The following is a 12275-nucleotide window of genomic DNA, read 5'->3' on the forward strand; positions in this document are numbered from 1 at the left end:
TCCTTTAATTAATCGACGTTCAGCGCGTCATTGACCAGATCTTGTTGCTGTTTCTGGTGAACGGACATATACCCTACCGCCGGAGAGGCGGAGGCCGGGCGGCCTGCATAACGCAGAGAGGCCCCAAACGGAATCACTTCACGGAAGTGATGCTGGCTGCAGTACCATGCGCCCTGGTTGAGCGGCTCTTCCTGGCACCAGACAAAATCATGTACGTGCGCATACGCTTTCAGCGCATCCTGCACCGCCTGATGCGGGAACGGATAGAGCTGCTCGATACGAACGATAGCGACATCTTTTTGCTCGTTTTTACGGCGCTGTTCCAGCAGGTCGTAGTAAACCTTACCAGAGCACAGCACCACGCGCTTCACAGCCTGCGGATCAAGTTGATCGATTTCACCGATGGCCGGCAGGAAAGTGCCGTTCGCCAGCTCATCCATGCTGGAGACCGCCAGCGGATGACGCAGCAGCGACTTCGGCGACATCACCACCAGCGGACGACGCATACCGCGCAGCGCCTGACGACGCAGCATGTGGTACACCTGCGCCGGCGTGGACGGCACGCATACCTGCATATTCTGCTCAGCGCACAGCTGCAGATAACGCTCCAGACGGGCGGAGGAGTGCTCCGGGCCCTGGCCTTCGTAGCCGTGCGGCAGGAGCATCACCAGGCCGCACATCCGGCCCCACTTCTGCTCACCGGAGGAGATGAACTGGTCGATCACCACCTGCGCGCCGTTGGCGAAGTCGCCAAACTGCGCTTCCCAGATGGTCAGGGTGCGCGGCTCTGCGGTGGCGTAACCATATTCAAACGCCAGCACCGCTTCTTCAGACAGCACGGAGTCCCAAACGCGGAACTGGCCCTGACCGTTATGGACATGCTGCAGCGGGGTGTAGGTTGAACCATTGGTCTGGTTATGGATCACCGCATGACGGTGGAAGAAGGTGCCGCGACCGGAGTCTTCCCCGGACAGACGCACCGGAATACCTTCGTCAACCAGCGTGGCGTAGGCCAGGTTTTCAGCGCCGCCCCAATCGAACAGCTTCTCACCTGCCGCCATCGCCTGGCGGTCGGCGTAAATTTTCGCCACGCGGGACTGCATTTCGATACCTTCCGGCACCGTGCTGATGCGTTTGGCCAGCTCCTGCAGACGCTTCGGCTCCACTTTATCCGGATAGCTCTCGTCCCACTCATGGTTGAGGTACGGCGACCAGGTAAAGGAGTGCATGTTCATCGGACGCCATTCCTTCACCACGCATTCGCCGGCATCCAGCGCATCGCGGTAGAGGTTAACCTGCTCGGTAGCATCTTCCAGGGTCGCAACCTTGTCCTGCTCCAGCTTGTCAGCATAGATTTTGCGCGGAGTCGGGTGCTTTTTGATCTTCTGATACATCAGCGGCTGGGTTGCGCTCGGCTCATCGGCTTCGTTATGGCCGTGACGGCGGTAGCACACCAGGTCGATGAAGACATCGCGTTTGAAGGTATTGCGGAAATCCAGCGCCAGACGGGTGACGAAAGCGACCGCTTCCGGATCGTCGGCATTGACGTGGAAAATCGGCGCCTGCACCATTTTACCGATGTCGGTGCAGTACGGGGTCGAACGCGCATCCAGCGGGTTAGAGGTCGTGAAGCCCACCTGGTTGTTGATAACGATGCGCACGGTCCCGCCCACTTCGTAACCGCGGGCTTTGGACATGTTCAGGGTTTCCTGAACCACGCCCTGGCCGGTCACCGCAGCGTCGCCGTGGATAGTGATCGGCAGAACCTTGTTGCTGCTCGGCTCGTCCAGACGATCCAGACGGGCGCGTACGGAACCGATCACCACTGGGCTGACGATCTCGAGGTGCGACGGGTTAAACGCCAGCGCCAGGTGCACCAGACCGCCTTCGGTTTCTATATCGGAAGAGAAGCCCATGTGGTACTTCACATCGCCGGTACCGAGGTGTTCTTTATGTTTGCCGGCAAACTCGTCGAACAGGTCCTGCGGTTTTTTACCCAGTACGTTGACCAGCACGTTCAGACGGCCACGGTGCGCCATGCCCAGCACCACTTCACGGGTGCCGCTCTTACCCGCATGGCGGATCATCTCTTTGAGCATGGGGATCAGGGCGTCGCCACCCTCCAACGAGAAGCGCTTCGCCCCCGGGAATTTGGCGCCGAGGTAGCGCTCCAGCCCTTCCGCGGCAGTCAGTTCGCCGAGGAAACGTTTTTTCTCTTCCGCGGTAAAGCTCGCTTTGCCGGCTACCGATTCAATGCGCTGCTGGATCCAGCGTTTTTCTTCGGTAGAGGTGATATGCATGTATTCCGCGCCGATGGAGCCGCAGTAGGTTTGCTTAAGGGCGGCAATCAGCTCGCCCAGCTTCATCGTGTCTTTACCGATGGCAAATGAACCTACGTTATAGCTTTCCTGGAAATCGGCCTCGGTCAGATCGTGGTAGGCCGGATCGAGATCCGCCACTCTCTCTTGCTTCCACAGCCCCAGCGGATCGAGATTCGCATGCTGGTGGCCACGGAAACGATATGCGTTGATGAGCTGCAGGACTTTAACCTGCTTCACATTGGTGTCTGGGTCGGAAATCGAAGAAGTGTAACGTGAGGCATCCTTCGCCAGTCGACGGAAATAATCACGCGTTTTGGAATGAAATTGATCCGGTTTAACTCCGGTGCCAGGTAACTGCTGGAACATTGAACGCCAGTTGGCGTCAACAGAGTCAGGATCGGTTAAGAAGTCTTCATAGAGCTGTTCTATCCAACTCTGGTTCGAACCAGAGAGGTAAGAAGAGTCCAGCCAGGCTTTCATTGCGCCGTTCTGCATCGTGATCCCTTAAGCATTCATATGCTTATTTCGCCGTAGAAACTACCACGCACACCGAGTGCACGTGCCGGGGTTCACTTGTTGCGGACGAGTTGTGGTTTCTATCCGCTAAGGAACCTTTAAAAACTGCCATTAATCTTCGGCGTTCAGGCTGCGGTTGCGTTAGCTGCCTTCACTTTCCCCGGTCACATAGTTCACTATGCTCCCGGGGATGCGTTCAGTTGCCGCCTTACCTCGCTCTGAACGCCTTGATTACTGGTACATATTTGGCGGTTTTTAAAGATTTCCTGCTATATCTATTGCCTGATGGCGCTTCGCTTATCAGGCCTACAAAATATGCTCCTGTAGGCCGGATAAGACGTTTACGTCGCCATCCGGCAACTAAAACAACTTACGCGCTGCGCTGCAGCAGCATCGACTTAATATGGCCGATGGCGCGCGTCGGGTTCAGCCCCTTAGGACACACACTGACGCAGTTCATAATGCTGTGACAGCGGAATACGCTGAAAGCATCGCTCAGGCCGTCCAGACGCTCGCTGGTTTCGGTATCGCGACTGTCGATCAGGAAGCGATACGCGGCCAGCAGGCCTGCCGGGCCGATGAACTTGTCCGGGTTCCACCAGAACGACGGGCACGAGGTCGAACAACATGCGCACAGAATACACTCGTACAGGCCATCGAGCTTCTCACGCTGCTCAGGCATCTGCAGATGCTCGCGAGCCGGAGGATTTTGCCCATTATTCAACAAGTAAGGCTTAATCTTCTCATATTGTGCATAGAATTGCCCCATGTCCACCACCAAATCACGGATAACCGGTAATCCTGGCAGCGGGCGGATAACAATCTTCTTGCCCGGCTGATTCAGCGCGGAGATCGGCGTGATGCACGCCAGACCGTTTTTCCCGTTCATGTTCAGGCCATCGGAACCGCAGACCCCTTCACGGCAGGAGCGGCGGAACGATAGCGACGGATCTTTTTCTTTCAGCTGGATCAGCGCATCCAGCAGCATCATGTCACGACCTTCTTCCGCGTCGAGGGTGTAATCCTGCATGTGCGGAGCGTCGTCAACATCCGGGTTATAGCGATAAATTGAAAACTCGAGTTTCATTTTCCTGTCTCCGCATTAATAAGTACGAATCTTCGGCGGGAATGCCGGACGCAGTTTCGGTTCCATGTTGACGCTACGACGCGTCATGGATTCCGACTCTGGCAGATACAGGGAATGGCACAGCCAGTTTTCATCATCACGATCCGGGAAGTCGAAGCGGCTGTGAGCGCCACGGCTCTCGGTACGGAAGTTAGCGGATACGGCGGTCGCGTACGCGGTTTCCATCAGGTTATCCAGCTCCAGGCACTCAACGCGCTGGGTGTTGAACTCGCTGGAGGTATCGTCGAGACGGGCGTTTTTCAGGCGCTCGCGGATCACTTTCAGCTGTTCCAGACCTTTGTGCATCGCATCGCCTTCGCGGAACACCGAGAAGTTATGCTGCATACATTCCTGCAGCGCTTTGCGGATCGCCACCGGATCTTCACCGGAACGGGTGTTGTTCCAGCGGTTGAGGCGGTCCAGCGAGCCTTCGATATCGGATTCGCTGGCGTCGCGCAGCGTGCCCTGCTCGGCGATAGACTCCTGCAGATGCAGGCCCGCCGCGCGGCCGAAGACCACCAGGTCGAGCAGCGAGTTGCCGCCCAGACGGTTGGCGCCGTGGACCGATACGCAGGCGATTTCGCCCACCGCGAACAGACCCGGGATCACCACGTCTTCGCCCTTCTCATTGACGGTCAGCGCCTGGCCGGTCACTTTGGTCGGAATACCGCCCATCATGTAGTGGCAGGTTGGGATAACCGGGATCGGCTCTTTCACCGGATCGACGTGAGCAAAGGTGCGGGACAGCTCAAGGATACCCGGCAGACGAGATTCCAGAACCTCTTTACCCAGGTGATCCAGTTTCAGTTTCGCGTGCGGGCCCCACGGACCGTCGCAGCCGCGGCCTTCGCGGATCTCGATCATGATGGAACGCGCCACCACGTCACGACCCGCCAGGTCTTTCGCGTTCGGCGCATAACGCTCCATAAAGCGCTCGCCGTGTTTATTCAGCAGATAACCGCCTTCGCCGCGGCAACCTTCGGTGACCAGAACCCCGGCCCCGGCGATACCGGTCGGGTGGAACTGCCACATTTCCATATCCTGCACCGGCACGCCGGCGCGAATGGCCATCCCGACGCCGTCACCGGTGTTGATGTGGGCGTTGGTGGTGGACTGATAGATACGGCCTGCGCCGCCGGTCGCCAGCACGGTGGCGCGGGCTTTAAAGTAGACCACTTCGCCGGTCTCGATGCACAGGGCGGTACAACCCACCACCGCGCCGTCCTGGTTTTTCACCAGATCGAGGGCATACCATTCGGAGAAGATAGTGGTGTGGTTTTTGAGGTTCTGCTGGTACAGGGTGTGCAGCAGGGCGTGGCCGGTACGGTCAGCCGCCGCCGCGGTACGCGCCGCCTGCTCGCCGCCGAAGTTCTTCGACTGGCCGCCGAACGGGCGCTGATAAATACGGCCGTCGTCAAGACGGGAGAACGGCAAGCCCATATGCTCCAGCTCGAGAATCGCTTCCGGGCCGGTCTTACACATATATTCGATGGCGTCCTGGTCGCCGATATAGTCCGACCCTTTTACGGTGTCGTACATATGCCATTCCCAGTTATCTTCATGGGAGTTACCGAGCGCGACGGTGATACCACCCTGCGCGGATACGGTGTGCGAACGGGTCGGGAAAACTTTGGAGAGCAGCGCACAGGTCTGTCCGCTCTGGGAAATTTGCAGCGCCGCGCGCATACCTGCGCCGCCGGCACCGATGACAACAGCATCAAACTCTCTGACTGGCAATTTCATTACACACCCCACACCACAACAAATCCATAAAGAACGTAAGCCACCAGCGCCACAACGATAGCCAGTTGCAGAACCAGGCGCAGAGCCAGTGGTTTAACGTAGTCCGTTAACACCTGCCACATCCCGATCCAGGCATGGATAAGAATGGAAACGAGAGCCAGCAGAGTGAAGACTTTAGTGAAACCGGAGGCAAAGAATCCGGTCCACACTTCCCATGAGATTTCACCGGTGGTAGCGAAGAAGCCAACCATGTAGATGATGTAGAGGGTCAGAACGATGGCGGTAGCACGGACCAGAATAAAGTCATGTACGCCGTTGCGTCCCAGTGCTGAGGCGTTGCTTACCATACGAGGACTCCTGCGAGAAGTGAAAGCACGACAGTAATAACAAAAGAAATCTTGGCGGAACGTTTCCCTGCTTCGAGGGTTTCGTCCAGGTAGCCAAAGTCCATCATCAGATGGCGGATACCAACAACGACGTGATAGGCCAGCGCGGTGAGGATGCCCCACATGATGAACTTCACAAAGAAGCTATCCATGATCGAGGCCGCCGTCAGAAAACCTTCAGGGGAGGAGAGGCTGGTGCCCAGCAGCCAAAGCAGAATTCCGACCGCCACGAAGGTGATGACACCGGAAACGCGATGGAGAATGGACGCTATCGCCGTGATTGGGAACCGTATCGTTTGTAGATCCAGATTGACAGGTCTTTGTTTTTTCACATTTCTTACCATGAATAACGCCCACATGCTGTTCTTATTGTTTCCTTCCTCCGGTCTGCTTGCGGGTCAGACAGCGTCCTTTCTATAACCAGAAGTCATGTTAAAACGTCTTTTCAGGCATTAAAACATCACTAAACAACGCTGGGTGGCTCGGGATTGCAGGGTGTTCCGGAGACCTGGCCGCAGTATAGGCCGTTCACAAAATCATTACAATTAACCTACATATAGTTTGTTGGGTTTTCTCCGGAACAGTGATCAAGGTCACGATAACAACATTTTTTTAATTTTTAATCACCTGATTTGACAAATATTAAACATTCTTGTTACAACCATTACCAGTTAAATGCAATAATGCTCAAAAGTTATGAGGTCATGCTTTCACCTGAGAATAAGTTATGTAACAGTGTGTCAGTATTGACCGATGTAATCAGGACAGTTATTAGTGGTATACAGGTTTTAATATTCGGACTGCTAAAACGCTGATTTGCTGTTGTTTCACCGCAGCCCTGAAGAACGTGCCATCAAGCGCCGTTGCTCTGTACCCTGCCCTTTTCGCTGACGCAGAGCTGTGTGCAACATAACAAACTGGTAACGTATACGGGCGCGGGCCGAAAGCAAATCCACCACCCGGCAGTCTTAAGCAATAAAGGCGCTAAGGAGACCATAAATGGCTGATGCTAAAGCAAAAATCACCCTGGGTGGTGACACTGCTATTGAACTGGATGTGCTAAAAGGCACGCTCGGTCAGGATGTTATTGATATTCGTAGTCTTGGTTCAAAAGGCGTATTTACTTTTGACCCAGGTTTCACATCTACCGCTTCCTGTGAATCTAAAATTACGTTTATCGATGGTGACGAGGGGATCCTGCTGCACCGTGGCTTCCCGATCGACCAGTTAGCGACCGAATCAAACTATCTTGAAGTTTGTTACATTCTGCTAAACGGTGAAAAACCGACCCAAGCCGAATATGACGAATTCAAAACCACCGTCACCCGCCACACCATGATCCATGAGCAGATTACTCGTCTGTTCCATGCGTTCCGTCGCGATTCTCACCCGATGGCCGTTATGTGCGGGATCACCGGCGCCCTGGCGGCGTTCTATCACGACTCCCTCGACGTGAATAACCCGCGTCACCGTGAAATTGCCGCCTATCGCCTGCTGTCCAAAATGCCGACCATGGCAGCCATGTGTTACAAGTATTCTATCGGCCAGCCGTTTGTTTATCCGCGCAATGACCTCTCCTACGCCGGCAACTTCCTGCGCATGATGTTCGCCACGCCGTGCGAAGAGTACGAAGTCAATCCGGTGCTGGAGCGCGCAATGGACCGTATTCTGATCCTGCACGCCGATCACGAACAGAACGCCTCGACCTCGACGGTACGTACTGCGGGCTCTTCCGGCGCTAACCCGTTCGCCTGTATCGCAGCCGGCATCGCCTCCCTGTGGGGACCGGCGCACGGCGGCGCCAACGAAGCGGCGCTGAAAATGCTGGAAGAGATCAGCTCCGTTGAGCACATTCCGGAATTTGTTCGTCGTGCGAAAGACAAGAATGACTCTTTCCGCCTGATGGGCTTCGGCCATCGTGTGTACAAAAACTACGACCCGCGCGCCACCGTGATGCGTGAAACCTGCCATGAAGTGCTGAAAGAGCTGGGCACCAAAGACGACCTGCTGCAGGTGGCCATGGAGCTGGAGCATATCGCGCTGAACGACCCGTACTTCATCGAGAAGAAACTCTACCCGAACGTCGACTTCTACTCCGGTATCATCCTGAAAGCGATGGGTATTCCGTCCTCCATGTTTACCGTTATCTTCGCCATGGCGCGTACCGTGGGCTGGATTGCGCACTGGAACGAAATGCACAGCGATGGCATGAAAATCGCCCGTCCGCGTCAGCTCTATACCGGCTACGAAAAACGCGATTTCCAGTCCGACATCAAGCGTTAATCTCGCTGTCCGGATGATAAAAACGCGCCTGATGGCGCGTTTTTTTATGCCTGACGATGAGGTCTGGCGCTGCCTGGCCGCCGGCTTAATGCTGGCAGTGCGGGCACCAGTAAAACGGCCGCGAGGAGAGCATCGTCTTCTCAATCACGCCCCCGCAGCGCTCGCACTGTTCGCCATCGCGATGGAACACCTTAAAGCGGAACAGCGCGCCGTGGTGCTTGTTGTCATCGGGCTGGCCGCGGGTACGATAAGAAAGCCGCGGGATATCGAGCAGCGCGTGCGCCAGCGCATCCAGTTGTATTGCATTCAGCTCCGAGGCCTTATGCTGCCCGGTCAGCCCCACCTGCCAGAGGATTTCCACCCGCAGATAGTTTCCCAGCCCGGCAAGAAAAGCCTGATCCAACAGCAGGCCGGAAAACTGACGATGGCGGAATTTGGCCGACAGCAGCCGCGCTTTCACCTGCTCCGCGGTTAACGTCATATCCAGTACGTCCGGACCGATGCGCAGCAAGAACGGATGGTTGGCCACCTGCTCCGCTGTGAGCATCTCAATGTCCGACGCGCTGTAGAGCAAAATCGCCTTGCTGGCGGTCTGGAGCCTGACGCGCAGCACCCGGTTAGAGGCGGGCTGTTCGCCAGCGTCAACCACGCGCCAGACGCCGTACAGCTGATTATGGCTGTACAGGGTCAGGCCGCCGGAGAAGCGGGTCAGCAGGGCTTTGCCCCGGGTGTCGATATGGGTAACCCGCTGACCAATCAGCGGGGTTTGGTAGGGTTGCAACCGGGGAAAGGCGAACCAGACGTCGGTTAAGGGTTCGTCTTTGATTGCCGCCTCCAGTGTATCCGCCGCGCGGCGGATCTCCGGACCTTCCGGCATACTGTCATCCTTTTGTCAGTGGGTGGCGCCGCCACCCAGTTTACTGTCCACCGGCTGGCGCAGGGCCACGGCAATGGCCGTCTCCAGCGCCTCCCGCACGGTGGCGATCGCCATACTCGGCTCGCCGGGATGGGCCGCCGCCTGCGCCGGTAGCCATGGAATATGGATAAAACCGCCTCTCACCTCAGCCTGACCCTGCAGCCTGTGCAACAGGCCGTACATGACGTGGTTGCAGACGAAGGTGCCGGCAGTCTGCGACACCGAGGCCGGGATCCCGCGATCGCGCAGCGCGCTGACGATCGCTTTGATCGGCAAGGTGCTGAACCACGCCGCCGGCCCGCCGTCGACGATCGGCGTGTCGATGGGTTGCTGGCCTTTGTTATCGGGGATACGCGCATCATCGACGTTGATCGCCACACGTTCGACGCTGATATCGACCCGACCGCCGGCCTGCCCCACCGCGATAACCAGCTTCGGCTGCAGGTCCTCTATCGCCGCGTCGAGCGCCGACAGCGCCTCGCCAAACACGCAGGGAAGCTGCCGGGCGGTCACCGGCTGGCCAGCAATCATAGTGTCGTCAAGCTGCTGCACCACTTCCCAGGAAGGGTTCACCGTCTCGCCGTCAAAGGGTTCGAAACCGGTGAGTAATACTCCCGCCACCATCCTCTCCTTCGCGGTCATGCCGATTGTCATATCTCAGCCTCTGGCTGAGCGCTGACCAGAATATGGCGCCCGGCGAACGCCGCCCGTAAACGGCGGGCAAAATCGAGGGCATGCGGACCATCACCGTGCAGACATACCGTCTGCGCCACCACGTTCGCCCATTCGCCGCTGACGCTGCGCACCCGGTGGTGTTGCACCATCTCGAGGGTTTGCGCCAGGGCCTGCTCTTCGCTGTCAATCAGCGCCCCGGGCTGGCTGCGCGGCACCAGGCTGCCGTCGGCCAGATAACCGCGATCGGCAAACACCTCCTGACGCGTCGTCAGACCATAGCGCTGTCCGGCGCGGATCAATTCGCTGCCCGCCAGACCCACCAGCACCAGCTGCGGGTTAACATCGCGGACCGCGCGGGCGATCGCGTCGGCCAGCGGCGGCGATTTGGCCGCCTGGTTGTAGAGCATGCCGTGCGGCTTCACGTGCTGCATCTCGCCGCCCTGCGCCTGAACGATCGCCGCCAGAGCGCCAATCTGATACAGCGTCTGGGCATAGACCGTTTCCGGCGGCAGATCCATCGCCGTGCGGCCAAAATTTTCCCGGTCGGGATATCCCGGATGGGCGCCCACCGCCACGCCGTACTTCAGCGCCTCGCGCACGCTCTGCACCATCAGCCCGGCGTCGCCGGCGTGAAAACCACAGGCGATATTCGCCGATGACACCAGCTGGAGCAGCGCGCTATCGTTCGCCCCGCCTTCTCCAAGATCGGCATTAAGATCAATCATCATCGTGGAGTCTCCAGGCCAGTTGTTCAAGATAACGCTGGCGATCGGCCCGCGCCTTCAGCGCCTCCTCCAGCGAGCAGGCCACGAAATGGATCGGCTGCCCCAGCGGGATCTGCGCCAGCTGATACATATCGGCATCGATAATGCAGGCGATCCGCGGATAGCCGCCGGTGGTTTGCGCGTCGTTCATCAGCACAATGGGCTGGCCGTTGTGCGGCACCTGCACCACGCCCGGCAGCAGGCCGTGCGACAGCATTTCACGATCGGTGGTGCGTTTCAGTGGCTGCCCCTGTAAGCGGTACCCCATGCGGTTACTCTGCGGACTGAGCTTCCAGGGGGCGCGCCAGAATGACGCCTGCGAGGCCTCATCAAATTCATGATACTCCGGCCCGGGCAGCGCACGAATGCGGTTGCCCAGCGGCAGCTGCTTGACGCCGCGCGGGGTGGTGAAGCGGCGGGCGGCTTTCCCGAGCTTCAGCTTGTCGCCGTCCTGCAGCCGGCGTCCTTCCAGACCGCCAATCCCCGCCTTGAGATCCGTGCAGCGCGAGCCAAGGACCTCGGGGACCGCAATCCCGCCCGCCACCGCCAGATAGCTACGGATGCCATGCTGCGGCGTTTTCAGCACCAGCCGCTGCCCGGCCCGGTAGGCGGTGCGCCAGCCCACCCAGACCGCTTTACCGTCCAGCGTCGCTTCGCAGGCGGCGCCGGTCAGCGCAAACCAGCCGCTGCGGGCAAATTCGATCTCCACCTGGCCGAGGGTAATCTCCAGCCCGGCGGCATTCGCCTCGTTGCCAACCAGCAGATTGGCAATCACCAGCGAGGGATAATCCAGGGCGCCGCAGCGGCTGATGCCAGACTGGCGCAGGCCTTCTCGTCCACCGTCCTGTACCGAGGTGTACAGGCCGGCGCGGATCAAGGTCAACATACCCCCTCCTTTTGCGGCACAAAGCGAATTTTATCGCCCACGCGCAGTAGCGCAGGCTCCTTCCGCGCCGGGTCGAACAGCGTCAGCGCGGTGCGCCCCAGCAGCTGCCAGCCGCCGGGCGTCGCCAGCGGATAGATACCGGTTTGCGCGCCGCCGATACCCACCGACCCGGCCGGGACGAGCACGCGCGGTTCGGCGCGACGCGGTGTCGCCAGCGCCGCAGGCAGCCCGCCCAGGTAGGGAAATCCCGGCTGAAAACCAATAAACCAGACCAGATATTCCACCGAGGCGTGCAGCTCCACGACCTGTTTTTCACTCAGGCCGCTGTGCTGCGCCACTACCCCGAGGTCCGGTCCGGCCTCGCCGCCGTAGACGACCGGAACAGACAGCGAGCGCGACTCTGGCTCGATCGCAAGGCTCTCCTCCCACCAGCGCTGCAGACGGTCTATCGCCTCCCACGCCACCTCCTGCGGGCGGCGGAGCACCACAGTGATATTGTTCATGCCGGGAATGGCGTCAATCACCTCTTCATGGTTCGCCAGACGCTGGGCTAATCCCCAGATCCGTTGCTGGCTTTCAAGGGTAACCGGCGGCTCCAGCTCCAGCACGACAGCCGTTTCTCCTAACAGATAACAACGCGCTCGCTGCACTTTTCTCTC

General features: G+C 58.5%; 11 protein-coding genes. 1 reads left to right on the forward strand and 10 read right to left on the reverse strand.

The features are described from left to right. Positions 1-8: 8 nt before the first annotated feature. From sucA to sdhC, 5 genes are all read right to left on the reverse strand, one after another. On the reverse strand, positions 9-2816 hold the full coding sequence (gene sucA / locus QLG03_RS23640; RefSeq protein ID WP_023288875.1) for a 2-oxoglutarate dehydrogenase E1 component: 2808 nt from the start codon (positions 2814-2816) through the stop codon (positions 9-11). A 391-nt stretch (positions 2817-3207) separates the two neighbouring features. After that, on the reverse strand, positions 3208-3924 hold the full coding sequence (gene sdhB, locus QLG03_RS23645) for a succinate dehydrogenase iron-sulfur subunit SdhB (RefSeq protein ID WP_023288874.1): 717 nt from the start codon (positions 3922-3924) through the stop codon (positions 3208-3210). 15 nt (positions 3925-3939) lie between these two features. Continuing rightward, the gene (sdhA, locus tag QLG03_RS23650) at positions 3940-5706 is read right to left on the reverse strand and encodes a succinate dehydrogenase flavoprotein subunit (protein WP_004179067.1); all 1767 of its coding nucleotides are present in this window, start codon (positions 5704-5706) and stop codon (positions 3940-3942) included. Then, positions 5706-6053 (reverse strand): succinate dehydrogenase membrane anchor subunit, encoded by a 348-nt coding sequence (gene sdhD / locus QLG03_RS23655; RefSeq protein ID WP_002894949.1) that lies wholly within the window; start codon positions 6051-6053, stop codon positions 5706-5708. The genes sdhA and sdhD overlap by 1 nt, the downstream gene beginning before the upstream one ends. Then, positions 6047-6451, reverse strand: coding sequence for a succinate dehydrogenase cytochrome b556 subunit (gene sdhC / locus QLG03_RS23660; protein ID WP_004142216.1), 405 nt, complete (start codon positions 6449-6451; stop codon positions 6047-6049). Before sdhC ends, sdhD begins: the two co-directional genes overlap by 7 nt. A 640-nt stretch (positions 6452-7091) precedes the next feature. Between sdhC and gltA the strand changes: the two genes are divergently transcribed. Next, positions 7092-8375 carry a citrate synthase gene (gene gltA, locus QLG03_RS23665; RefSeq protein WP_255988229.1) on the forward strand — a complete coding sequence of 428 codons (1284 nt, stop codon included), beginning with the start codon at positions 7092-7094 and terminating at the stop codon, positions 8373-8375. Positions 8376-8460: 85 nt separating this feature from the next. Here gltA and nei read toward each other — a convergent pair whose 3' ends face one another. From nei to pxpB, 5 genes are read right to left on the reverse strand one after another with little or no spacing between them, the layout of a single operon-like run. After that, the gene (gene nei, locus QLG03_RS23670) at positions 8461-9252 is read right to left on the reverse strand and encodes an endonuclease VIII (protein ID WP_023288872.1); all 792 of its coding nucleotides are present in this window, start codon (positions 9250-9252) and stop codon (positions 8461-8463) included. Positions 9253-9267: 15 nt separating this feature from the next. Then, complete coding sequence (pcp, locus tag QLG03_RS23675) at positions 9268-9912, reverse strand: pyroglutamyl-peptidase I (protein WP_255988519.1); 645 nt, start codon at positions 9910-9912, stop codon at positions 9268-9270. Between the two features lie 29 nt (positions 9913-9941). Then, complete coding sequence (pxpA, locus tag QLG03_RS23680) at positions 9942-10694, reverse strand: 5-oxoprolinase subunit PxpA (RefSeq protein WP_023288870.1); 753 nt, start codon at positions 10692-10694, stop codon at positions 9942-9944. Then, entirely contained in the window at positions 10684-11616 is a 933-nt protein-coding gene (gene pxpC / locus QLG03_RS23685; protein WP_023288869.1) for a 5-oxoprolinase subunit PxpC, read from the reverse strand. The genes pxpA and pxpC overlap by 11 nt, the downstream gene beginning before the upstream one ends. Beyond that, on the reverse strand, positions 11610-12266 hold the full coding sequence (pxpB, locus tag QLG03_RS23690; protein ID WP_044521671.1) for a 5-oxoprolinase subunit PxpB: 657 nt from the start codon (positions 12264-12266) through the stop codon (positions 11610-11612). Before pxpB ends, pxpC begins: the two co-directional genes overlap by 7 nt. Positions 12267-12275: the final 9 nt, after the last annotated feature.

It is taken from the genome of Klebsiella sp. V115_8 (assembly GCF_029967715.1).
GTDB lineage: Bacteria > Pseudomonadota > Gammaproteobacteria > Enterobacterales > Enterobacteriaceae > Klebsiella > Klebsiella quasipneumoniae.

Excerpts from the sequence above, each read along its gene's own strand:
- sdhB (WP_023288874.1), bottom strand. The coding sequence starts at position 3,924 with ATGAAACTCGAGTTTTCAATTTATCGCTATAACCCGGATGTTGACGAC.
- sdhA (WP_004179067.1), bottom strand. The coding sequence starts at position 5,706 with ATGAAATTGCCAGTCAGAGAGTTTGATGCTGTTGTCATCGGTGCCGGC.
- sdhD (WP_002894949.1), bottom strand. The coding sequence starts at position 6,053 with ATGGTAAGCAACGCCTCAGCACTGGGACGCAACGGCGTACATGACTTT.
- sucA (WP_023288875.1), bottom strand. The coding sequence starts at position 2,816 with ATGCAGAACGGCGCAATGAAAGCCTGGCTGGACTCTTCTTACCTCTCT.
- pxpC (WP_023288869.1), bottom strand. The coding sequence starts at position 11,616 with ATGTTGACCTTGATCCGCGCCGGCCTGTACACCTCGGTACAGGACGGT.
- pxpA (WP_023288870.1), bottom strand. The coding sequence starts at position 10,694 with ATGATGATTGATCTTAATGCCGATCTTGGAGAAGGCGGGGCGAACGAT.
- sdhC (WP_004142216.1), bottom strand. The coding sequence starts at position 6,451 with ATGTGGGCGTTATTCATGGTAAGAAATGTGAAAAAACAAAGACCTGTC.
- gltA (WP_255988229.1), top strand. The coding sequence starts at position 7,092 with ATGGCTGATGCTAAAGCAAAAATCACCCTGGGTGGTGACACTGCTATT.
- nei (WP_023288872.1), bottom strand. The coding sequence starts at position 9,252 with ATGCCGGAAGGTCCGGAGATCCGCCGCGCGGCGGATACACTGGAGGCG.